Annotated in this window: 21 protein-coding genes and 3 tRNA genes; 16 read left to right on the top strand and 8 right to left on the bottom strand. The window is 29.0% G+C overall.

What is annotated here, in order from left to right; genetic code table 11:
* Positions 1-2: 2 nt before the first annotated feature.
* Positions 3-569, bottom strand: coding sequence for a D-sedoheptulose 7-phosphate isomerase (gene gmhA / locus CP960_RS03680; RefSeq protein WP_101183874.1), 567 nt, complete (start codon positions 567-569; stop codon positions 3-5).
* Between the two features lie 124 nt (positions 570-693).
* Between gmhA and CP960_RS03675 the strand changes: the two genes are divergently transcribed.
* From CP960_RS03675 to CP960_RS03610, 14 genes are all read left to right on the top strand, one after another.
* The gene (locus CP960_RS03675; RefSeq protein WP_101183873.1) at positions 694-1,563 is read left to right on the top strand and encodes a glycosyltransferase family 4 protein; all 870 of its coding nucleotides are present in this window, start codon (positions 694-696) and stop codon (positions 1,561-1,563) included.
* An 83-nt stretch (positions 1,564-1,646) separates the two neighbouring features.
* Positions 1,647-1,835, top strand: a complete 189-nt coding sequence (gene rpmB, locus CP960_RS03670; RefSeq protein ID WP_099341783.1) for a 50S ribosomal protein L28 — start codon at positions 1,647-1,649, stop codon at positions 1,833-1,835.
* A gap of 24 nt (positions 1,836-1,859) precedes the next feature.
* Complete coding sequence (locus CP960_RS03665) at positions 1,860-2,987, top strand: potassium channel family protein (protein WP_101183872.1); 1,128 nt, start codon at positions 1,860-1,862, stop codon at positions 2,985-2,987.
* Positions 2,987-4,168 (top strand): bifunctional glutamate N-acetyltransferase/amino-acid acetyltransferase ArgJ, encoded by a 1,182-nt coding sequence (gene argJ, locus CP960_RS03660; protein WP_101183871.1) that lies wholly within the window; start codon positions 2,987-2,989, stop codon positions 4,166-4,168. The genes CP960_RS03665 and argJ overlap by 1 nt, the downstream gene beginning before the upstream one ends.
* Positions 4,169-4,297: 129 nt before the next feature.
* Positions 4,298-4,513, top strand: coding sequence for a YdcH family protein (locus tag CP960_RS03655; protein ID WP_101183870.1), 216 nt, complete (start codon positions 4,298-4,300; stop codon positions 4,511-4,513).
* 136 nt (positions 4,514-4,649) lie between these two features.
* On the top strand, positions 4,650-7,223 hold the full coding sequence (gene gyrA / locus CP960_RS03650) for a DNA gyrase subunit A (protein ID WP_101183869.1): 2,574 nt from the start codon (positions 4,650-4,652) through the stop codon (positions 7,221-7,223).
* The gene (locus CP960_RS03645; RefSeq protein ID WP_101183868.1) at positions 7,223-8,260 is read left to right on the top strand and encodes an aspartate-semialdehyde dehydrogenase; all 1,038 of its coding nucleotides are present in this window, start codon (positions 7,223-7,225) and stop codon (positions 8,258-8,260) included. Before gyrA ends, CP960_RS03645 begins: the two co-directional genes overlap by 1 nt.
* On the top strand, positions 8,260-8,775 hold the full coding sequence (locus CP960_RS03640; protein ID WP_191321638.1) for a YqhA family protein: 516 nt from the start codon (positions 8,260-8,262) through the stop codon (positions 8,773-8,775). Before CP960_RS03645 ends, CP960_RS03640 begins: the two co-directional genes overlap by 1 nt.
* 12 nt (positions 8,776-8,787) lie before the next feature.
* A complete protein-coding gene (gene hemE / locus CP960_RS03635; RefSeq protein WP_101183867.1) occupies positions 8,788-9,822 on the top strand; it encodes a uroporphyrinogen decarboxylase in 1,035 nt (344 codons plus the stop codon).
* An 81-nt stretch (positions 9,823-9,903) separates the two neighbouring features.
* Positions 9,904-10,821, top strand: a complete 918-nt coding sequence (locus CP960_RS03630) for a radical SAM protein (RefSeq protein ID WP_101183866.1) — start codon at positions 9,904-9,906, stop codon at positions 10,819-10,821.
* A gap of 70 nt (positions 10,822-10,891) precedes the next feature.
* Positions 10,892-10,966, top strand: a tRNA-Asn gene (locus CP960_RS03625).
* A gap of 31 nt (positions 10,967-10,997) precedes the next feature.
* A tRNA-Asn gene (locus CP960_RS03620) sits at positions 10,998-11,072 on the top strand.
* Positions 11,073-11,098: 26 nt separating this feature from the next.
* Positions 11,099-11,173, top strand: a tRNA-Asn gene (locus CP960_RS03615).
* Positions 11,174-11,269: 96 nt separating this feature from the next.
* Positions 11,270-12,010: a sulfite exporter TauE/SafE family protein gene (locus tag CP960_RS03610; protein WP_228152005.1), complete on the top strand. Its 741-nt coding sequence runs from the start codon at positions 11,270-11,272 to the stop codon at positions 12,008-12,010.
* A 48-nt stretch (positions 12,011-12,058) separates the two neighbouring features.
* Here the strand turns inward: CP960_RS03610 and CP960_RS03605 are convergent, their stop codons facing one another.
* The 7 genes from CP960_RS03605 to CP960_RS03575 all read right to left on the bottom strand — a co-directional run bounded on the left by CP960_RS03605 (position 12,059) and on the right by CP960_RS03575 (position 19,145).
* Positions 12,059-12,202, bottom strand: a complete 144-nt coding sequence (locus CP960_RS03605; RefSeq protein ID WP_101183864.1) for a FeoB-associated Cys-rich membrane protein — start codon at positions 12,200-12,202, stop codon at positions 12,059-12,061.
* Positions 12,203-12,242: 40 nt separating this feature from the next.
* Positions 12,243-13,034: a DUF4198 domain-containing protein gene (locus tag CP960_RS03600; RefSeq protein WP_101183863.1), complete on the bottom strand. Its 792-nt coding sequence runs from the start codon at positions 13,032-13,034 to the stop codon at positions 12,243-12,245.
* Positions 13,035-13,118: 84 nt separating this feature from the next.
* Complete coding sequence (locus tag CP960_RS03595; RefSeq protein ID WP_101183862.1) at positions 13,119-13,418, bottom strand: hypothetical protein; 300 nt, start codon at positions 13,416-13,418, stop codon at positions 13,119-13,121.
* 39 nt (positions 13,419-13,457) lie between these two features.
* Positions 13,458-15,944, bottom strand: a complete 2,487-nt coding sequence (gene feoB, locus CP960_RS03590; protein WP_101183861.1) for a ferrous iron transport protein B — start codon at positions 15,942-15,944, stop codon at positions 13,458-13,460.
* Positions 15,941-16,177, bottom strand: a complete 237-nt coding sequence (locus CP960_RS03585) for a FeoA family protein (RefSeq protein ID WP_322866560.1) — start codon at positions 16,175-16,177, stop codon at positions 15,941-15,943. Before CP960_RS03585 ends, feoB begins: the two co-directional genes overlap by 4 nt.
* A gap of 351 nt (positions 16,178-16,528) precedes the next feature.
* Complete coding sequence (locus tag CP960_RS03580; protein WP_101183860.1) at positions 16,529-17,716, bottom strand: Opr family porin; 1,188 nt, start codon at positions 17,714-17,716, stop codon at positions 16,529-16,531.
* 271 nt (positions 17,717-17,987) lie between these two features.
* The gene (locus tag CP960_RS03575) at positions 17,988-19,145 is read right to left on the bottom strand and encodes an Opr family porin (RefSeq protein WP_101183859.1); all 1,158 of its coding nucleotides are present in this window, start codon (positions 19,143-19,145) and stop codon (positions 17,988-17,990) included.
* A 202-nt stretch (positions 19,146-19,347) separates the two neighbouring features.
* On the opposite strand from CP960_RS03575, the gene CP960_RS03570 reads away from it, so the two are divergent.
* Entirely contained in the window at positions 19,348-20,481 is a 1,134-nt protein-coding gene (locus CP960_RS03570) for an iron-containing alcohol dehydrogenase (RefSeq protein WP_101183858.1), read from the top strand.
* A gap of 234 nt (positions 20,482-20,715) precedes the next feature.
* Positions 20,716-23,154, top strand: coding sequence for a molybdopterin-dependent oxidoreductase (locus CP960_RS03565; protein WP_101183857.1), 2,439 nt, complete (start codon positions 20,716-20,718; stop codon positions 23,152-23,154).
* Position 23,155: the final 1 nt, after the last annotated feature.

Below are 23,155 nucleotides of genomic sequence, written 5' to 3'. Positions count from 1 at the left end.
TATTAACTTAACTCATTATCAATACATTGACATATTGTATGACCAAAAAGAATATGCATTTCTTGAATTCTTGGCGTATCATTTGAAGGAACTACTAAATTTACATCACAAATTTCATTCATAACTCCTCCATCTTTTCCTGTAAGTCCAATAGTTTTACAACCAAGCTCTTTAGCTAAATTTAATGCATTTATTACATTTTTACTATTACCACTTGTACTAATACCTATAATTAAGTCCCCTTTTGAGGCTAATGCTTCAACTTGTCTATCAAAAACTCTGTCAAATCCATAATCATTACCAATTGCAGTTAAAGCACTTGTATCTGTTGTAAGGGCAATTCCTGGTAATCCTTTTCTTTCTGTTTTATATCTTCCTGTTAATTCAGCTGCAATATGTTGAGCATCTGCTGCACTTCCACCATTACCGCAAATTAAAATTTTATTTCCATTTTTTAAAGTTTCAACTGCAATTTGTGATGCAGCCTCTAATTTATCTTGCATAGTTTTGATTGTATTGTTGATTGTTTCAAGGTGTGCTTGAAATTCATCTGCTATCACTTGCTTCATTAAAGTCCTTTATTATTGATATTTTATTTTATCATAAGAATATTTTAAAGTAATTGAATAGGTTTTATAACTATTTTAATTAATTTTGTTAAAATTACTAACTTTTAAAAAAGAGAAGAGATTTATGCAAAATATTACAATTGATTTTAAAACAAAAACAAAAACAATAAATAGACTTTTGGAAAAGCCAAATATTACAAAAATAAAAAAAAGAACTCTATTAGATAAATTAACTTTTTCAAAAAAAGAGTATGCTCAAGTATTTTTTCACACAGGAAATATAAAAAAAGAGGATGCCTTAAAGATTAAACATGCTAAAAAAATTATAGTAAATTCAAAAAAACAAAAGCAGAACTTACTTAAAAGATTTCAACTTGAAAATAATAAAATCGAAGTAGTTTATCCAAGTATTGACGTAGAATATAAGAAACCAAAAGATGTAAAAAAAGAGTTTTGTGAAGAGTTTGATATAGATATAAAAAATAGAATAATTCTTTTTACTGCACAGAACTTTAAAAACTCTGGTTCAAAAGAGTTTGTTGATATTATAAGTAGTTTAAATTATAAATATTTTAAAGCTGTTGTAGCTGGAGAAAAGAGTGAAGTTCAAGGATTAAAATTTCAAATGTCAAAATTGAACTTAGATGAAAAAATGATTTTTCTAAATGATTATAAAGATATGGATAAACTCTTTTTAGCTGCAGATATTTTTGTTCTTCCTACTCATACAAAAGCCTTTGCTAAAAATGTTTTAAAAGCTATGTATTGTAAGTGTGCAGTTTTTGTTCCTTCTAATTGTAGTTCAAGTGAGGTAGTTGATGTATTTGCAACAATGATGATGCCAAGTGATGGAAGTACTGCTTTTAAAATTGACGCACTATTAGGAAGAAAAGAGGATTTAAAGTTTATAAAAAAACAAAATAGAGATGTTGCAAAAGAGTTTACAATAGAAAAAAATCTTGAAAAAATTGAAACAATATTACAAAGTGTATAAATTAATAAACTTTTTAAATAAAGGTTAAGAATATTAAGCTATAATACGCGAATATTTTTCACTAAAATAATAAGGAAATCGATATGGCAAGAAGATGTGCAATTTCAGGAAAAGGACCTATGGTTGGAAACAACGTAAGTCACGCTAAAAACAGAACTAAAAAAAGATTTTTACCAAACTTAAGAACTGTTAGAGTTACATTAGAAGATGGTACAACTAAAAAAATCAGAATTTCTGCTAAAGAGTTAAGAACTCTTAAAAAACATTCATAAGAAGGCGCTTAGAAAAGTGCTTTCATGAGCTTCTTTAAAAGAATAAAAAAAGCTCTCGGGTGGGAGATAAGGTCTACTAAACCTGATTATGACCTAAACCCGCTCATATACTCCCAACTTAAACCCTTTAGACTACCACTAATTTTAATTCAAGTCATCTTAATGGTTGGAACATTAGGATATGTGTATATTGAAGATTATCCAATAATGAAAGCAATCTTTCAATCAGCATATACTTTTACAACAACAGGTTTTGGTGCTTTAAATGAAGCAAATTTTAGTAATCAAGGTATTATTTTTACTGTTACTTTGATGTTATCTGGGTTTGCAGTACTTACATTTTCTGTGGGTATTTTAATCAATACTATATCAAATGGTACACTTTTTAAACTTCTTAAGGAAAGAAAAATGTTATATAAAATCGCAAGACTTAGAAGACATTTTGTCATATTTCATCACAATGAATATACAGCCCAATTAGCAAGACAATTTAGGCAAAACCATGTTCCTTTTGTTGTAGTTGATTCAAGAGATGATATTGAGCAAATAGCAAAAGAGTATAATTATCCATACTATGTAAAAGAGGAACCTTATAAAGAGATTGCTTTTTTAAAATCTCATTTGAGTTCAGCAAAAGGTGCTATTTCATTATCAAAAAATATATCTGATAATATTACACTTATTGCTTCCGTTAGGCTATATGAAAAAGAGCTTGGGCGAAGTCCTTATTTGATTATATCTAATGCTGAGACACAAAATGATAAAGTAAGATTAAAAAAACTTGGTGCAGATAAAGTTGTAGCTCCTCCTTCACTTATGGCAAAAAGAGTAAGTGCAATGGCAATAAGACCTGATATGGAAAATGTATTAGAAGAATTTTTATATAAAAAAGATACTCCAATAGATATGGAAGAAGCTTTTGTAGGAGAAGAGTCTTGGGCTGTTGATAAACAAATTCAAGATTTACACTTAAGAGATAGAATGAAAGTATCAATTATTGGTATTACTGAGTCAAATGGGAAATTTATTCAAATGCCAAAAGGTACTACGGTAATTAGAGCAAATTGTAAATTATTACTAGTAGGAAGCCAAAAAGGTATTTCAAAATCAAAAAGAATACTTTCATATTCACAAAAACCAAAGGATATATAATGTTTACAATTTTACCAATTAAAGGTTTATTTGAACAAATTGAAGGCTTTTATTGTGATGGAATTAGTGCAGGATTAAAGCCAAATAATGCTTTGGATTTAGGGTTTATATATAGTGATACTTTATGTGATGTAGAAGCGCTATTTACAGAAAATAGATTTCAAGCAGCACCTTTAAAACATTATCAAATGTATGAAAAAGATTTTAAAACAAATTTTTTATTAATAAATTCTAAAAATGCCAATGCTATGACAGGTAAAAAAGGTATAGAAGATATAAATACAATTTTCTCTTCATTAAACTATGATGTTGTTAATCCAATTATGAGTAGTACGGGAGTTATTGGGAATCCTTTACCTATAGAAAAAATAGTAAAAGGTGCAAATAGTTTTAACTTAAAAGCTAAAAATGCTTATAATCTTTCAAAAGCAATTATGACTACTGATGCATATGAAAAAAATTGTATGTATGAAGTGAAATTAGAAGATGGAAGTAGTTTTAAAATAGGTGCTGTTGCTAAAGGAGCAGGGATGATAAATCCAAATTTAGCAACAATGCTTTGTTTTATTTGTACTGATGCAAATGTTCCTAAAAAAGATATGAAAGAAGCTCTTAAACTTAATAGTAAAACAACTTTTAATGCTATTTCTGTTGATGGAGATACTTCAACAAATGATACAGTTTTACTTTTAACAAATAAAAAATCAAATACATATAATAAAGAGGCATTTTTTGAAGCCCTAAGATTAGTTATGCATGATATGGCAATGTTAATGGTTGCTGATGGAGAAGGTGCAAAAAAAGCAGCAGCTTTTGAAGTTAAAAATGCAGCAACATATGAAGAGGCTGAAAAAGCTGCAAAAGCTTTATCTAACTCTTTACTAGTAAAAACAGCTCTTTTTGGAGAAGACCCAAACTTTGGAAGAATCGCTTCAACTATTGGTGCAAGTGGAATAAAAAGTGATGAAAATAGACTAGTTATTTCATATAATGATGTAATTGTTTACAATAAAGGTGAGTTAGTATTTAATGAAGAAGTAGAACAAGCAGCAGCTAAAGTACTTCAAAATGATAAATTTAAAATCACTTGTGATATTGGAGTTGGAGAGTATGATTTTACAGCATATGGATGTGATTTGGGTTACAAATATGTTGAAATAAATGCTGATTATAGAACTTAAGAAGCTAAAATAGCTTCTTAACTACACACTTTTTTTTAAAAACTAATTTATAAAAAATATATAACCTACATAATCTATTCTAAGAAATTAACTGTTATAATTGTAATAACTCAACTAAAAGGATTAAATATGTTTCACGAACACAGAGATATTATTACAAAGTTAAAGCAAGAAAATGCTCGTTTTCATAAGATATTTGACAGACATAACGAATTAGACGAAGAGATAATTGAGTTAGAGAAAAATTTTGCAGAGCAAGCAGAAATAGAAAAAAAGAAAAAAGAGAAATTAAAACTTAAAGATGAAGTATATTCATTAATAATGGAATATAAAAATAGTCAATAATTAATATTTAAGCTAAAGAGATTAAAAATTCTTTTTTAATCTCTTTTTTATTAGTAGCTTAAAATCCTACATTAACTTATACTAAGCCCTTTTTAGCTAAAATAAAACCAAATATATAAAATAAAGGCGTTTTTTTATGGAAAACCTTTTCGAAGATCAAGATATTATAGATATTAATATAGAAGATAGTGTAAAAGCTTCTTATTTAGACTACTCAATGAGTGTTATTATTGGACGGGCACTTCCTGATGCAAAAGATGGATTAAAGCCAGTTCATAGAAGAATTTTGTATGCAATGCATGACTTGAATATTAGTTCAAGGTCTCCTTATAAAAAATCTGCAAGGATTGTAGGGGATGTTATTGGTAAGTATCACCCTCATGGTGATAGTTCAGTTTATGATGCATTAGTTAGAATGGCTCAAAATTTCTCAATGAGAGCTCCTTTAGTTGACGGACAGGGAAACTTTGGTTCAGTTGATGGAGACAATGCAGCTGCAATGAGATATACAGAAGCTAGAATGACTAAGGTATCTGAAGAGATTTTAAGAGATATTGATAAAGATACTGTTAATTTTGTTCAAAACTATGATGATACTTTAAAAGAGCCTGCTGTATTACCAACAAGAGTTCCAACGCTATTATTAAATGGTAGTGAGGGTATTGCTGTTGGTATGGCTACTAAAATACCTCCTCATAACTTAAAAGAGCTATTAGATGCTGTTCTTTATATGGTAGATAATAAAGGTGCAACAGCAGAAGATTTAATGCAGTTTATTCAAGGTCCTGATTTTCCAACTGGTGGTACAATCTTTGGAAGAAGAGGAATAATTGATGCTTATAAAACTGGACGTGGTAGAGTAAAAATTAGAGCTAAACACCATATTGAAACAAAAGGTAAAAAAGAAGTAATTGTTCTTGATGAACTTCCGTACCAAGTTAACAAATCAAGACTAATTGAGCAAATTGCTACATTAGCAAAAGATAAACAAGTTGAAGGTATTTCTGAAGTTAGAGATGAATCTGATAGAGAAGGAATTAGAGTCGTAATAGAGCTTAAAAAAGATGCAATGAGTGAAATTGTATTAAATAATCTTTATAAATCAACTCCTCTTGAAACAACTTTTGGGATTATTTTATTAGCTGTGCATAATAAAGAACCAAAAGTATTTAATCTTCCTGAATTATTAAATCTTTTCTTATCTCATAGAAAAACAGTTATTATTAGAAGAACTATTTTTGATTTAGAGAAAGCAAAAGCAAGAGCTCATATTTTAGAAGGTCTAAAAATTGCACTTGATAATATCGATGAAGTTGTACAAATTATTAGATCTTCTGCAAATGATGCAGAGGCTAAAGAGAAACTTCAAGATAGATTTGGTTTATCAATTATTCAATCTCAAGCAATTTTAGATATGAGACTTGGAAGATTAACTGGTCTTCAAAGAGATAAATTAGAAGCTGAGTATCAAGAGTTATTAGCTTTAATTGCTGAATTAGAGTCAATCTTAAAATCAGAAGATAAATTAAATGAGATTATTAAAGAAGAAGTTGCAGAAATTAAAGAAAAATACTCTGATGAAAGAAGAACTGAAATTGAAGATTCATATGATGAAATTGATATTGAAGATTTAATTCCAAATGAGCCAATGGTAGTTACAATTACTCATAATGGTTATGTAAAAAGAGTTCCAATTAAATCATATGAAAAACAAAGAAGAGGTGGAAAAGGTAAAGTAGCAGTTACTACACATGATGATGACTTTATTGAAAGATTCTTTGTAACTAATACTCATGATACATTGATGTTTATTACAAATATGGGTCAGTTATATTGGTTAAAAGTATATAAAATCCCAGAAGGAAGTAGAACAGCAAAAGGTAAAGCTGTTGTTAACTTAATTAATTTAAGAGCTGATGAGAAGATAATGGCTATTATTCCAACTACTGATTTTGATGAGAGCAAATCTTTAGCATTCTTTACAAGAAATGGTATTGTAAAAAGAACATCATTAGCTGAATTTAGTAATATAAGAAGTAATGGTGTAAGAGCAATTGTTCTTGATGATGCAGATGAAGTTGTAACTGCAAAAATTACAATTCCAGGTTCACAATACTTTATGATTTTTACAAGTTTAGGTCAATGTATTAGATTCGAAATTGAAAAGACAAGAGAACAAGGAAGAAGTACAAGAGGTGTAAGAGGAATTAAATTTAAACATGACTCTGACTTTGTTGTAGATGCAGATGTGATTATAAGTGAAGAACAAGAGTTGTTAACAGTATCTGAAAAAGGTATTGGAAAAAGAACAACTGTAGATGAGTACAGACTTACAAATAGAGCAGGTTCTGGTGTTATCTCAATGAAACTTCATCAAAAAACTGGAAGTGTAATTGGTTCAGTTTTAGTTGATGAAACTCAAGACTTAATGGCTTTAACATCAATTGGTAAGATGATTAGAGTTGATATGAATACTATTAGAAAAGCTGGAAGAAATACTTCTGGTGTAATTATTGTTAACGTAGATAAAGGGGATAAAGTAGTTTCAATTGCTAAGTGTCCTAAAGAAGAAGACGATGAATTAGATATTGAGTCTGCAACTGATTTAGCTGGAGTTATTGAAGATACTAATTTAGTTGATAATAAACAAGAAGAGCAAAACAGTCAAGCTAATGAAAACTTAATTGATAAGGGAGAGGAAGAAAAATAATGAGAAAATTTAACGTTGCTGTTGTTGGAGCAACTGGTGCTGTTGGAGAAGAGCTTTTAAGAGTTATGGATGCATATGATTTTCCAGTAAATAATATAGTTCCTTTAGCAAGTGCTAAAAGTGCTGGAACAACAGTTGAATATAAAAATAAAGAGTATACTGTTTTAGAGTTAACTGAAACTGCATTTGAAGAAAATGAAGTTGAAATTGCATTTTTTAGTGCAGGTGGTAGTATCTCAGCAAAATTTGCAAAATATGCAGTTGAAGCAGGTGCTGTTGTAATAGATAATACAAGTCATTTTAGAATGGAGCCAAATATTCCATTGGTTGTACCTGAAGTTAATCCTGAAGATATTTCAAAATGGAAAGAGACAGGTATTATTGCAAATCCAAATTGTTCAACTATTCAAATGGTATTATCTTTAAAGCCACTTGATGAATTATATGGAATTAAAAGAGTTGATGTATCTACTTACCAAGCAGTAAGTGGTGCAGGAAAAGCTGGTATGGAAGAGCTTGTAAAACAGATGCAAGCTTTCTTTGCTTTCAAGCTAGATGAGTCTGAAAAAGAAGCATTTGCTCATCAAATTGCATTAAATGTTATTCCTCAAATTGATGTAGCTCAACCAAATGGGTTTACAAAAGAAGAGATGAAAATGATTAATGAAACACAAAAAATTATGCATAAGCAAATGGCTGTTGCTGCAACTTGTGTTAGAGTTCCTGTATTAAGAAGTCATAGTGAATCTATTACAGTTACATTTGATGAAAATGTTGAAGTTGATGTTGATAAAGTAAGAGAATCATTGGCAAATTTTGAAAATGTTGAGGTTATTGATGATTTAGAAAATAATCAATATCCAATGCCAATTATTTCAACTGATACAGATACAACTTATGTTGGTAGAATTAGAAAAGATGCTTATTCAAATAATGTAGTACACTTTTTTAATGTTGCAGATCAAGTAAGAGTTGGTGCTGCAACTAATTCTGTTAGAATTGCATTAAAATGGATTGAAATGGAGAATGATATCTAATGATAGAGAAGCTTTTTGAAAAAGCTATGTGGCAGACAAGATTTTTAGTAATCTTGGCTGTTATATTTGGACTTGTTGGTGCAGTAGTTTTATTTGTAGTAGCAAGTTTAGATATTTGGGGTGTTGCAAAATATACTTTTACAACTGTTGTAACAGGTGCACATCCTGAAAACTTTCACGAAGATATAGTAAGTGGTATTATAGGTGCTGTTGATTTATACTTAATTGCAGTAGTTATGCTTATTTTCTCTTTTGGAGTTTATGAACTATTTATCTCACAATTTAATCATATAAATACTACAAAAGAGGATTTAAAGATTTTATCAATTACTTCTTTAGACCAATTAAAAGATAAAATTGCTAAAGTTATAGTTATGGTTTTAGTTGTAAACTTTTTTCAAAGAGTTTTACATACAAATTATACCTCTGCTTTAGAAATGTTGTATTTTGCATTAGCAGTGACAGCCTTAGCCGTAGGGTTGTTTTTTTTAGGGAAGATAGGAAAAAATAAATAAAAGGTTATATAAATGTCAAAAATTTTTGTAGATGCTTGTTTTGGTAAGGAAACTCCTTATACTCCTGTATGGATGATGAGACAAGCAGGAAGATACTTACCTGAGTATATGAAAGTAAGAGCTGAAGCTGGAAGTTTTTTAAATCTTTGTCACGACCCTAAAAAGGCATGTGAAGTTACTATTCAACCTCTTGATATAGTAGGAGTTGATGCAGCAATCTTATTTAGTGATATTTTAGTTATTCCACATGAAATGGGAATGGATTTAGAGTTTATTAAAGGTGAAGGACCAGTTTTTCATAAGCCAATTAAAGATGAAGCAGATATTGATGCTTTATTAGGTGGTGAAGAAGCAGCTGATAAATTAACATATGTTTATGATACTATAAAGTTATTAAAACAAGAGCTTCCAGAAGATAAAGCACTTATTGGATTTACAGGAGCACCTTGGACTCTTGCTACTTATATGATTGAAGGAAAAGGTACGAAAACATATAATTTATGTAAAAAATTAATATACTCAAATCCAGAACTTATGCATAAGCTTCTTGCTAAAGTTACTCAAGTAGTTAAGCATTATATGGAAAAACAGATACTTGCAGGTGCAGATGTTGTTCAAATCTTTGATTCTTGGGCAGCAGCATTAGAAAAACAAGCATATTTTGAATTTTCATGGAAATATATGGTTGAAATTGCAGAGTATTTAAAGGAAAAATATCCACACATTCCAGTTATTATGTTCCCTAAAGGTATTGGGCAATATTTAGATGATATTTATGGTAACTTTGATGTATTTGGTGTTGATTGGTCAACTCCAATGGCATTAGCAAAAGAGAAGCTTGGTGATAAATATGTTCTTCAAGGTAATATGGAGCCTTGTAGATTATACTCAAAAGAGAAAACAACTGCATGCGTAGAAAAAATTCAAGAAGTAATGGGTGGGAAAAGACATATTTTCAACTTAGGACATGGAATTTTACCTGATGTTCCTGTTGAAAATGCAAAACACTTTGTTGATGAATGCCACAGAGTAAGTAAAGCTAAATAATAAACTTTATATATAAAATATATTTTAAAAAAGAGAGGCTTAAGTAAGTCTCTCTTTTTTTATTTAAAAGGTAAATAAAAAATGTCAAATTTAAACTCTATTATTTTTGGACCAATTCCATCAAGAAGATTTGGTATATCTTTAGGGATTGATTTATCTGCAAATATAAAACAGTGTAATTTTGATTGTTTATATTGCGAATTAAAACCTGCAAAAACTATGAAAGAGATGAGTGAATATCCAAGTGTTGATGAAGTTATAAAAGAAGTTGAAAAAAGCTTTGAAAAACATCCTAAAATTGATGTTATTACAATTACAGCAAATGGAGAACCAACACTTTATCCACATCTTGCAAAATTGATTGATAAATTAAATAAAATCAAACAAAATGCGAAAACTTTAATTTTATCAAATGGTAGTACCATTTATAAAAAAGAGATTTATGATGCCCTTTTAAAACTTGATATGGTTAAGTTATCTTTAGATTGTGTAAGTGAAAAATGTTTTAAAAAACTAGATAGAACTCATAATAGTATTGAAATTGATAAGATTATCCCTTCTATGATAGAGTTTTCAAAAGAGTATAAAAATGATTTTGTTTTAGAAATACTTTTTGTTAAAGATTTAAATGATAAAGAAGAAGAGATAAATTTACTTTACGATGCGGTAAAAAAAATTAATCCTAAAAGAGTTGATATTGGAACAATAGATAGACCACCTGCTTATAAAGTTAAACCTGTAAGTTTTGAAACTTTAGAAAAAGTAGCAAATGTTTTCAAAGGAATAAATGTAAATATTGCATATAAAAATCGACCTAAACAAGTTCAAACATTTACTGAAGAAGAGATAATTACAATGTTAAAAAGAAGACCTTTAACACAAGAAGATATTGAAAATATGTTTGATACATCTTCAAAAATAATATTAGAGAAATTGTTAAAAAAGCAAGTAATTACAATAATTGATAGCAGTGGATTAAATTTTTATAAAATTTTATAATTTTTTTAAAAATTACTTGACAAAAGATTAAATTTTGACTATAATTCCAGCCCATTAAAGGAAGATGTATTCCGGATTAGCTCAGCGGTAGAGTAGGTGACTGTTAATCACTTGGCCACTGGTTCGAATCCAGTATCCGGAGCCATAACTTTAATGAAAACTTTTATTAGATATATTCCGGATTAGCTCAGCGGTAGAGTAGGTGACTGTTAATCACTTGGCCACTGGTTCGAATCCAGTATCCGGAGCCACTTATCTAATTAAACTTAATATTTGTTCCGGATTAGCTCAGCGGTAGAGTAGGTGACTGTTAATCACTTGGCCACTGGTTCGAATCCAGTATCCGGAGCCATAACTTCTAACTTTAATCTTATTACTATTTTATTTTAACTATAAAAATCAAAGTAAAGATATGATATTTTAATTTATATTTTTATTAAGGTTTATTTTGGATTTAGATTTCTTTATAGTTGCCTCAATTATACTTATTATAGCTGCTTTTGTACATGGTAGTATTGGTTTTGGTTTTGCATTAATTCCTACTCCTATAATAGCAATTTTCACTGATATTCAAACTGCAATCTTACTTACACTTATTCCTACTTTGATAGTTAATTTAGTTAGCTTTTTAAGTGAAGGTAATATACTTGAAGGTTTTAAAAAACATATGCCTTTAGCATTGCTTACAATGCTTGGAAGTGCAATAGGTACTCAACTATTAATAATGAGTAATTCTGAAGTTTTTAAGCTTCTTTTGGCCTTTACGATACTAATATACCTATTTATTAATAAAGTTAATATTTCAATCTCTATTTTTAGAATTTATCCTAAAAGCTCTTTTATTGTTTATTCTGTATTAACAGGAGTAATAGGTGGACTTACAAATGTTATGGGTCCTTTGCTTATGATGTATGGAATTGAACTTAAATATACAAAAGCAGAACTTATTCAAGCTATGAATATATCTTTTTTATTTGGTAAAATTATTCAGATTGTAGTTTTTTTTATAAATGGAAGTTTTACAAGTGAGCATTTGTCTTTCTCTTTTTTAGCTATTTTTATAATTTCATTTGCTTTATACTTTGGAATAAAATTAAAAAAAAGAATAGATACAAAAGTTTATTTAAAAGTAATTAGAGTTGTTTTATTTATTATTTCACTAGTTTTAATTGCACAAGTTATAGTATAAAGTATTAAACCAATTTTTCAATTTAATACTTTTATCTATTTTTAGGTTTTAATGTATAATATCTTTGTTATTTTTATCTTTTTTTATTCCGCAGTTTTTTTTGCCACAATTACAACCTTTGTTTTTAGATATTGTATAGTATATATAAAAAATTGCAATAAGCGTAATTATAATTAAAAATATTTTATCCATATGTTCTCCTTTTTAAGTATGAGCCTTGGGCTCATACTCATTATTTCATAGGTTTAGCTTCTACCCAAATAACTGCATCTTGGCTTAATTCTTTGCCTTTATACTCTTTATCTGGACCTACACCAAGTGCGCAAAATCCCCATTGACCAGCTTTAGGAATAGCAAATGTAAACTCCCCATCTTTATTTGCTTTTATTGTCATTGTTACAAATGCATCTTGAGGAGCAGTAACTCTATCTTTACCCATTTTATTATTTTTTATATCTACATCTCTATTTAAATACTCAACTTCAATTTCAGCATAAGGTACAACTTTTCCTTTTGATTTTACAATTCCTGTAAAACTTCCACCTTCCCAAATTGCATAAGGCTTTGTTAATGGAACAATTTCAGCTTTTAATCCAAGTTCACTATCCCAATCAGTAGGTGTTCCTGCAACATTTATTATAGTTTTTGTAATTTGTTGAATATATGCATCTTCATTTTTTTCATAATATGGTTTTGGCTTTAATACTAAAATATGGTCACCCATTCTTCTAGCTTTATATTTTGATTCATATGCTTTTGCTTTATTGTGATTACCTTGAAAAGTAATAGAATTTAAACTTTTCTTTAAATCTTTTTTCTTACCTTTATTTATAACATAAAACTCTTCTACTCCTGCCATATCCATTGTATGTTCATCTGCAAATGGATGTGTAAATACATGCTTGAATTCAACAGTTTTCCCTTTAGGAAGAGCCATGTTATCAGTATAAAGCATTTGGAAATGTGCAAATGCACTTGTTGCTAAAACTGTTGCAGCAATACTACTAATTAAAATTTTCTTCATTTTATTTTCCTTTTATATTAATATTTATAGTCATTATCAATTATAATTTAGCTTTATCCTCAAAAAAGAAGATAAAGTCTTATACTACTCTGTTATATCAGAACCATTTATTTTAACTTGATGTCCTTCTCCTGCATCAAATATTGCAGTATAATTTCCACTTGGTTTATCAAATGTTACTTCACTATATTCGTTCATTTTAGTATTGAATATAATTTTTCCATCTTTTTCAACTTTAAATTTTACTCCTGTTGCACTGCTTCCATCACTAAAACCACCTTCGCAAGTGATTGTTCCATCTGCATTATCAAAACAACTCATTATTGCACTATGGGCAAACATCGAACTTATCATAAAGCTTAATGCTAATACTATTTTTTTCATTTTATTTCCTTTCTTTGTATTAAATTGTATTTTTTTAAATTAGACTCTATTTAGTCCTCCTTTCCAGTTTATACTCTTACTTGGATAAAAAGCCAAAATAAGAGTAATAAAAACTATTGTAAAATAAAATGTTGCCATGGCTTCTACTCCACTTAAAGAGAAAATATTTCCAACTGTAAAAGTTAATGATGACATTGCAATTCCTAAAAATACAGGGAAGAATATTGCAAATACCATCCACTTATAACTATTTGTTTGCATTTTTACTACAATCATAGTTGCAATACAAGGTGGAGTTAAAATCATAAAAATTATAATTGCCGCTGCATGTAGTGGAGTATAACCACTATTCTCAGCCATTGCTTCTTCTGCTCTTTTTGAATCTGCTTTATTGTTTTCATAGATACTTCCAAGTGTTGCAACTGCACTCTCTCTTGCTGCAAAAGAGCTTAAAAATGCTACATTTATCTTCCAATCAAACCCTGCATATTGAGTAATTGGTTCTAATGCTCTTCCTGTCATACCTAAAATTGAGTTTTCAATTTTTTCGTTTTTCATTTCTCTTAAAACTTTTTTTCTATCCCTTGAAAGTTTTCTAATAGCTCTATTTATTTTTTTTGCTTCTTTATCCCTTTTAGGTTTTAAAAAAGTATAATAGTCTGCATTTATTAGTTTAAACTTTCTATCAAGTTGTTTTGAATCCTCTTTTGAAGTAGCTGCCATTCTTTTTGCTCTATAACTATCATAATAGTTTAGTAAATCTGAAACCTCTTTTTTTGTATCTACTAATGCATAATATTTATTGTTTTTAATTTGTTTATCAAATTTATTTAAATAAGAAAGAGATTGCTTTTCATATTTTAAAGTTGCTTCCTCATTTAATCCTGGAAACTCCAACATTGCAAATAGTATAACTGCTACTGCTAATACAATTGTCACAACTTTTTTAATATATATCCATACTTTTTGAAATGATCTTATAAATACACCTTTTAAAGTAGGAACATGATAAGGAGGTAACTCCATTACAAAAGGAGCTGTTTGTCTTGTTTTTAAAACTGTTGTTGTTAAAAATTTTGCAATTAATAAAGCAATAAAAATAGTTATTGTTGAGATAAAAAACATCATCAATGCCATTTCTGGTTTGAAAAAGGCTCCTAATAAAAGAGTATAAAAAGGTACTTTTGCAAGACAATTCATATAAGGAACTGTCAATATTGTAGCCATTCTTGCTCTTTCATCACTAATTCCTTTTGTTGACATAACTCCAGGAACTGCACAACCTCCTACCATTGCTCCACCTAATACCAATGGAAGTGTAGATTGTCCATGTAAACCAAATTTTTTAAAGATTTTATCAAGAATAAAAGCCATTCTTGGCATATATCCTGCATCTTCCATAATTGCAATTAATGCAAATAAAATAAAAAATATGGGTATATAATTTAATAGTGCAATTGAACTATTAGTCATCCATATAAAAAAGTCCGTAATCATAGGCACTTGTGTAAAATCAGCTTTTGGTAATATATCAATAATAAAGTTTTTCATAGAGGCTAATATAGGCCAAGTATAATCTGTTAGTTTATATCCATAAACAATAGATATTTCATAAACTAAAAATATAATAAATAATAAAATTGGTATTGCAAATACTCTATTTAAAACAATTTTATCAATTTTATCAGTTAAGGTTTCTTTATTTTTATTATGATTTTTTACGCACTCATGATAAACTACATCTGCAGAGTCGTATCTAAATGTTGCTAGAAAAGAGATGGTATCTTTATCATGAAGTGTATGAAAACTCTCTATTTCTTTATCTATTTCTTCTTTATTTATATTTGAACTAACATGTTCTAAAATAGTAGGGTCTTCTTCAAGAAGTTTAATTGCAAGCCATCTTTTGCTCAAATGACTTTTACTATTATCTAAAAGTTTTTCAATCTTTTGAATATGAACTTCTAGTTCTTCATAGTTTATTTTAAACTCTTCATATTTTGTTTTTTTCTCAAAAGTATCAGCAATTGCTTGCATAAGCTCTTTTCCACCAATTCCTTTTGAACCACTTGTTTCAACAACTGGGCAAGAAAGCATTTTAGAGATTTTTTTTGAATCTATTTCTAAACCTCTGTTTTTAGCTATATCAATCATATTTAATACAACTACAACAGGAATACCAATCTCTAAAAGTTGAAAAGTTAAATAAAGATTTCTTTTTAAATTCGAAGAGTCAATAACATTTACAATAATATCTATATTTTTACCCTTATAATTAGGATTACTCTCTTCAATAATAAATTTCTTGGCAACTTTTTCTTCTTGTGAAAATGAGCTAAAAGAGTATGTACCTGGTAAATCTACCATTTCAACTTTATAATCTTCATATTTGAAAAATCCAGTTTTTTTATCTACTGTTACTCCTGGATAGTTTGCAATATGTTGTTCAATTCCACTTACAAGATTAAAAATTGTAGATTTACCACAATTTGGTTGTCCTGCAAGACCTACTTTTATTTGTTTCATATTTTTACCTCAATTAAAGAAGCTTCACTTTTTCTAATACTAATATAGTAGTTATGTATTTTTAATTCCATTGGATCAAATAATGGTGCTTCTCTAATAACCTCAATTTCGCTATTCATAACAAAACCCATGTCTAATAGTCTTCTTAAAAGTTTTCCATCAGTTCTTATTTTTTTTATTTTTGCTTTTTGACCTTTTGATAAAGTATCAAGCATAATCATTTTATTATTCAAAATATAACCTTTAGTAATTATGATAATCGTTATTGAAATATTAAGATATTAAAACTTAAAATATTATAATAAATACTTAAAAAAATAAAATTCTTTTTGAAAGAAATACCATAAAAAGGTGTTTTGTTATTAAAATGTCACTAAGTTGTGAAAGTTTTAGAAATAAAAGTTATAAGAAAAACTTATTATAAATTGAGAGAATAGGCCATAAAACTACCTCTGAAACTCTTAAGATGCAAAATTCGCAATAAACATCTGAAGATAAAAAACTTAAGAAACAAAAAGGGACAATAAAAATGTTCCAGAGGCAGTTTTATGGCCTATATACACCCCAAAAAGGAGTGTATAAAATTAGAAACTATATACTAATGTAGCGTTTAATTGATTCATATCAGAACCAATCCAACCATTTACATCATCTGTATTAAAGTATGTGTATCCAACATTTGCTTTGATATTATCAGATACTTTGTATCCTAACCATAAAGTTGTTTCATTTGCATCATATTCATTATTTGAATCTCTTCCTTTTATATCAACTTTATAGTCGTTAAAGATTCCATAAATTAAAGTAGCATTTAAATCACCAAATGATTTGCTTAAACTTGCATAGTAAGTCTCTGCATTTCTATAATAAAAAGCATCACCTTCTTCAAATGGACTTAAAGACTCTCCAGCTGCTCCATATCCAATAAATGGGTCTTTGTCATCTCCAACTTTTGCATAACCAATAGCTGCATTAACTCCAAGGATTTTTGTACTAGCTTTTAAATGAAAAAAGTCAGTATCATCTTTGTTTAAATCATCATCCATTTTTTGTTGAACATAGTCTGCTCTAATAGAGAATTTATCATAATCAAGATTTAATCTTCCACCTAATTTGTAGTGATTATCTGGTAAATATACATCATAAACAGTTGCTTTAATATTATCATTGAATTTATGAGTAATACCTAATTTATAAGCACCTTTGCTTTCATTGATATTTTCCATAGGTCTATAATCTCTTGCATAAACTCTACCAATTTTTTTAGACCAAATTGCTTCAACTGCTGTATCACCAAATACTGCATCAAGTTTAACTGCATCATGTGTTTTTGCAAACCAATCAGAAACAATAAATTGTCTACCAGCTTTAAGTGTGAAATTTTCATATTGGTATTTTACAAAGAACTCTTCTGCATCAATGTCTTTTTCATCACCATTTTCATAAAATCTTTCACTAGCATCACCAGTACCTTTCCAAGTATCAAGGCTATCATTATCTTCAAATAGATTTTTATATGCTCTAAATTTAGTAGTTAAACTAAGATTATTCCAAACACCTGTTTCATACTTTAATGCAAATGAACCAACACTATAAGCAGTGTCTTGATAATAGTCTCCTACTTTCTCATCAACATTTCTTGTTTCATAAGTAATTGCAACTTCTCCACTTACTTTTCCATTTGATAAAGCTTCTTGTAAACTATCTGCACTCGCGAATGTACATGTTCCTAAAGCTAATGAAGCGATTAAGCTTAATTTTATACTTTTCATTGTTTTCCTTTTCCCAAAGTATTTAAACTTTATTTTTACAGTAGTTGGTAAAATTAAGTTTATTTTCAAATTATAATTAATCAGTGGGTCTAAAAAGTAAATTTTTTGTGGAATATATAGAAAATTTTGATAGAGTATAGAACTACCTCCAAAAAAGACTTTGAAGTTAAATTCGCTAAAAACTTCTTTATAGTAAGGGAAACAAAGAAAGACTATATAATTTTTTTAGAGGCAGTTTTATACTTTATATACTCCTTTGAAGGAGTATATATTAAAATGAGTAAACTAAAGTTGCATTTAGTTGATTTAAATCAGTAGTATTTGCATCTTTATTATCTTCATTTGTTAAGGCATATCCTACATTTAATGTAAGGTTTTTATTAAATTTATATCCTGCCCATAAGTTAAATTCGTCTTTATCAAAATCTTTTTCATAATCAGTGATTCCATATAAAGCTGTTAAATTTAATTTACCAAAAGATTTACTTAGCATTGCATAAGTAGTTTTTGCATCTTTTAAGAACATCTGATCACCTTCTTCAAAAGGAATGATAGTCTCTCCTGCAATGTGATTAAAAGCAGCATCTTCATCAATTTGTACATATCCAAGAGTTGCTGTATATCCATTAATTGTAGCAAATGTTTTTAATTCTAAAATATTACTATCTTGTAAATTAGTATCATCTTCATTTAAATCTGCATAGTGTGCCATTGCTCCAAATTTAATATTATTAATACTATTTTTATAGTTAATTTTTCCACCATAAATATCTTTTAATGATGGTGCTGTTAATCCATAAGCTTTTACAAAGAGTTTATCACTAATTTTTTGTGTAACTCCTAATTTATATACACCACCATTTTCTTTATTGATATGAGTCATAGGTCTATAATCTCTTGCATAAACTCTACCATGTCTACTTGACCAAATTGCTTCAATACTTGTATTGTTTATATCATAATATAAACTTATTGCATCTTGAGTTTTATTAATCCATTCAGTAGAGATAAATTGTCTACCTGCTTTAATATGTAAGTTATTCAAATCATATGCTAAAAATAACTCTTCTGCATCAATATCTTTTTCACTTCCAGTTTTGTAAAATCTTTCACTAGCATCACCTTTACCTGTGCTTGTTATAGATTTATCATCATCTTCAAATAGAGTTTTATAAGCTCTAAATTTTGCTGTTAAACTAAGGTTATTCCACTTTTCTGTTTCATATTTTAAAGCAAAAGAACCAACACTATAAGCAGTATCTTGATAATATTTAGAAATCTCTTTATCTTGTTTTCTTGTTTCATAAGTTACAGCAAACTCTGCACTTACTTTTCCATTTGTTAGTGCTTCTTGTAAACTATTTGCACTAATATTAGTACATACAGTTGTTGCTAAAGCAGCAATTAGACTTAACTTTATAGATTTCATATCATTTCCTTTATGTAATTTTAAATAAAACTAAATATTTATAAGTAGTTTTATTTTTTATGTTTTGAAAGTATAAAAAAAAATTGTAGAAAAAAAATCGAATAAGTATATTTGTAGAAAAATAGATACAATTTGTAGGATTTACTATTTGAAAATCCATTTTTTATCTATATAATATTAGAAATTTTAGAAAGGATAATTTATGACATATACATATCATAATCCAACATTAATTGAGTTTGGAAAACAGAAAATAGAATCTATTTCTACTTATATTCCTAAAAATGCAAAGGTACTATTTGTTTATGGTGGTGGTTCTATTAAGAAAAATGGTGTTTATGAACAAGTTGTTAAAGCATTAGAAAATTATGAAGTTTTAGAGTTTAGTGGAGTTGAACCAAATCCTACAGTTGAGACTATGAATAAAGCAGTAAAAATAGTAAAAGAAAAAAATATCAATTTTATATTAGCTGTTGGAGGAGGCTCTGTAATTGATGGGTGTAAATATTTAGCAGCAGCTTCATTATATGAAGGTGATGCTTGGGACTTTTTAGATGGTAGCGCACAACCTACAGAAGCTTTACCTTTAGGTGTGATTTTAACTTTGCCAGCAACTGGAAGTGAATCTAACTGTGGTTCAGTAGTTTCAAGAAAAACAACAAATGAAAAAAGATTTTTCTTTTCACCTAAAGTTTTTCCTATGTTTGCAGTTTTAGACCCAAGTGTTATGAGCTCATTAAATGATAGACAACTTGCAAATGGATTAGTTGATGCTTTTGTTCATACATGTGAACAATATATTACTTATCCAAATGAGTCATTATTACATGATGGATATAGCGAAACTATCTTAAAAGGTTTAGTATCTCTTGCAAATAATTGGGATAAAAGAGATACTTATAATTGGCAAGAAAATCTAATGCTTTTAGCAAATCAAGCTTTAAATGGATTTATTGGTTCAGGTGTACCACAAGATTGGGCGACACATATGATAGGACATGAGTTAACTGCTTTTTATGGACTTGACCATGGAAGAAGTTTAGCTGTAGTTCAACCACAACTTTTAAGAGTAATGTTTGAAGATAAAAAAGAGAAACTACTTCAAATGGGACAAAATGTATTTAATATAAATGATGCACAAAAGAGTATTGAAAAAATTGAAGAGTTATATCATTCACTTGGAGTTTCAACAAATTTAAGTGATTATGGAATTGATGATAAAGTTGTAACAAATGTTACAAGTGCTTTAGAAAAACATGGAATGACTGCAATTGGTGAAAATCAAAATATCACACTTGATAAAGTAGAAAAAATTCTTAACTTAGCAATAAAGTAAACTTAAAGAGGTCTAGCCTCTTTAAGTAAAAAGATAATAGTTATCGCTTTTTAACACCTCTATAAATTCTTATTTAAATTTTTAATTCTTTGTATATATATAATAATGTACTTTTTATATGTAAAACTCTTTAAGTGAGTTCTTTTTTTCATAAATTGAAAAAAATATAATTATTCGATTTTTTTTCGATTTTTTGTTGATAAGATTTCAATATAAAAGAAAAAAGGATAAACCATGAACAATTCAAGAAGAGATTTTCTTAAAGTTGGTGCTGCTGCATCTGCAGCTGTTGTAGGAAGTGGTACTGTAACAGGAGCATTTGCAAAAGAGTTTGCAAATAGAACTACAAAGATTCCAAGTGCATCTCACTTTGGTGCTTTTTATGCTCATGTAAGAGATAACAAAATTGTTGATATTACTTCACAGTTAGATTCAGATGCTAATCCAACAGTTATGGTAAAAGCACTTGCAGATAGAAACAGTTCAGACTCAAGAGTTAAATATCCAGTAGTTAGAAAAAGTTACCTTGAAGGAAAAGGAAGAGGTGATTTAAGAGGAAAAGAAGAGTTTGTTAGAGTTTCTTGGGATACAGCTATTGATTTAGTTGCAAAAGCAATTAAAAAAGCACAAGAAAAAGGTGGAAACGAAGCACTTTATAATGCATCATATGGTGGTTGGGCTCATCCAGGAGCATTTAAACCAAATGCATTAGCTGGAAGATTTTTTAACCAAATTGGTGGAGCTGTTAGAACATCAGGTGAGTATTCAAATGGTGCAGCAGGACAAGTAAATCCATCAATTGTTGGAGATATGGAAGTTTATTCTATTCAAACTGCCCATGAGCAAATTATTGAAAATACTGAAGTGATGGTTTTATGGGGTGCAGATTTATATAAAACAAATAGAGCAGGGTATTCTGTTCACAATCACAGATGTTTTGATGCTTATGAAGAGTATAAAAAAGCAGGTATTAAAGTAATCTCAATCGACCCAATTTATACAATGTCAGCACAAGAGTTCAAAGCTGATTGGATTAAAATTAGACCAGGTTCTGATGTTGCTTTAATGCTAGGAATGATGAACTACTTATACAAAAGTGGTAAATATGATAAAGATTTTATTGAAAAATATACTTATGGTTTTGATAAATTCTTACCATACCTTTTAGGAAAAGAAGATGGTGTAGAAAAAACTCCTGAGTGGGCAGAAAAATTAACAGAAATTCCAGCTAAAACGATTAGACAATTAGCTGATATTATGATTTCAAAAAGAACATTTATTGCTGGTAACTGGGCTATGCAAAGAGCTCATCATGGTGAGCAAGTTGACTGGTCAATTATTACTTTAGCTTCGATGCTAGGACAAGTTGGATTACCAGGTGGTGGTTTTGGATTCTCTATGCACTATGAAGGTGGAGGAGATGCAAACTCTGGTAAAAATACTATTGGTGGTATGAGTCAAGGTGGAGGAGATAAAGTAAAAATTGCTATTCCTGCATCAAGAATGAGTGACTTAATCAATAAACCAGGTGAGACTGTAACTTACAAAGGTAAAGTTATTAAATATCCAAAAGTAGAGTTTATGTTAAGTGCAGGTGGTTCACCAATTGGTCACCAACCAGATGTAAATGAACTTATTGAAGCAATGAGAAAACTTGATACTGTAGTAGTTGTTGAGCCATGGTGGACACCAACTGCAAAAATGGCAGATATTGTTTTACCTGCAACAACAACTATGGAAAGAGATGATGTAGCAGGAGCTATGTCTTACTCAGCAGATAGAATCTATGCAATGAAAAAAATTGTTGAGCCACGATATGAGTCAAAAGATGATTATGAAATTTTTACAATGCTTGCAGATAAGTTTGGTAAAGCAAGAAGATATTCAAGAGGAAGAACAGTAAAACAGTGGTTAGAAAGACTTTATAAAAGATCTTCAGCTAAAAGAGAAATGGGAATTTCATTTGAAGAGTTCTGGAAAATGGGTGTTATTAAATACGATATTCCAAAAAGTGCAACAAAATTTGTTAGACATGAAGCCTTTAGAAAAGACCCTGTAAACAATGCACTTAAAACAGAAACTGGAAAAATTCAAATTTTTTCTGATAAGTTTGCATCTTATGGATATGAAGACTTTAAAGGTCATGTTATGTGGTTTGAACCAGCAGAGTGGTTAGGTAATGAAGAGTTAGTGAAAAAATATCCACTACACCTAGTGTCGCCTCACCCAACATATAGAATTCACTCACAATTAGATAATACTTGGGTGCAAAATGTACATAAAGTACAAGGTAGAGAGCCTATTAGAATCTCTCCAAATGATGCGAAAAAATTTGGAGTAAAAGATGGTGAGATTGTAGAAGTTTACAATGATAGAGGAAGTTTACTTGCTGGTGTTGTTGTGACAAATACAATTAGAGATGGTGTTGTAGCAATTGAAGAGGGTGCTTGGTACTCTCCTGAAGATGCAAAGGCTGGTGATTCTATATTTGGTGGTAGTGACCAAAGAAAAGTAAGATGTAACTCTGGACAAGTAAATGTTTTAACATCATCAAGACCAACATCACAAATGGCGCAAGCAACTACAGCAAATACTGTACTTGTAAGTATTAAAAAAGCAGGAACTGTAAGTCCAAATGTAGCTTACAATCCACCAAAAATTATAGGAGCATAAT

The sequence above is a fragment of the Malaciobacter halophilus genome, assembly GCF_002837275.1.
Classification (GTDB): Bacteria; Campylobacterota; Campylobacteria; order Campylobacterales; family Arcobacteraceae; genus Malaciobacter; species Malaciobacter halophilus.
Note: the sequence above shows the minus strand (reverse complement) of the source record. Positions and strands in the feature narration are given on the sequence as shown.

Coding starts and splice junctions, on each gene's coding strand:
- gmhA (WP_101183874.1), bottom strand. CDS start 569: ATGAAGCAAGTGATAGCAGATGAATTTCAAGCACACCTTGAAACAATC.
- argJ (WP_101183871.1), top strand. CDS start 2,987: ATGTTTACAATTTTACCAATTAAAGGTTTATTTGAACAAATTGAAGGC.
- CP960_RS03640 (WP_191321638.1), top strand. CDS start 8,260: ATGATAGAGAAGCTTTTTGAAAAAGCTATGTGGCAGACAAGATTTTTA.
- CP960_RS03595 (WP_101183862.1), bottom strand. CDS start 13,418: ATGAAAAAAATAGTATTAGCATTAAGCTTTATGATAAGTTCGATGTTT.
- CP960_RS03675 (WP_101183873.1), top strand. CDS start 694: ATGCAAAATATTACAATTGATTTTAAAACAAAAACAAAAACAATAAAT.
- CP960_RS03580 (WP_101183860.1), bottom strand. CDS start 17,716: ATGAAAAGTATAAAATTAAGCTTAATCGCTTCATTAGCTTTAGGAACA.
- CP960_RS03630 (WP_101183866.1), top strand. CDS start 9,904: ATGTCAAATTTAAACTCTATTATTTTTGGACCAATTCCATCAAGAAGA.
- rpmB (WP_099341783.1), top strand. CDS start 1,647: ATGGCAAGAAGATGTGCAATTTCAGGAAAAGGACCTATGGTTGGAAAC.
- CP960_RS03570 (WP_101183858.1), top strand. CDS start 19,348: ATGACATATACATATCATAATCCAACATTAATTGAGTTTGGAAAACAG.
- CP960_RS03605 (WP_101183864.1), bottom strand. CDS start 12,202: ATGGATAAAATATTTTTAATTATAATTACGCTTATTGCAATTTTTTAT.
- CP960_RS03565 (WP_101183857.1), top strand. CDS start 20,716: ATGAACAATTCAAGAAGAGATTTTCTTAAAGTTGGTGCTGCTGCATCT.
- gyrA (WP_101183869.1), top strand. CDS start 4,650: ATGGAAAACCTTTTCGAAGATCAAGATATTATAGATATTAATATAGAA.
- feoB (WP_101183861.1), bottom strand. CDS start 15,944: ATGAAACAAATAAAAGTAGGTCTTGCAGGACAACCAAATTGTGGTAAA.
- CP960_RS03655 (WP_101183870.1), top strand. CDS start 4,298: ATGTTTCACGAACACAGAGATATTATTACAAAGTTAAAGCAAGAAAAT.
- CP960_RS03645 (WP_101183868.1), top strand. CDS start 7,223: ATGAGAAAATTTAACGTTGCTGTTGTTGGAGCAACTGGTGCTGTTGGA.
- CP960_RS03600 (WP_101183863.1), bottom strand. CDS start 13,034: ATGAAGAAAATTTTAATTAGTAGTATTGCTGCAACAGTTTTAGCAACA.
- CP960_RS03575 (WP_101183859.1), bottom strand. CDS start 19,145: ATGAAATCTATAAAGTTAAGTCTAATTGCTGCTTTAGCAACAACTGTA.
- CP960_RS03665 (WP_101183872.1), top strand. CDS start 1,860: ATGAGCTTCTTTAAAAGAATAAAAAAAGCTCTCGGGTGGGAGATAAGG.
- hemE (WP_101183867.1), top strand. CDS start 8,788: ATGTCAAAAATTTTTGTAGATGCTTGTTTTGGTAAGGAAACTCCTTAT.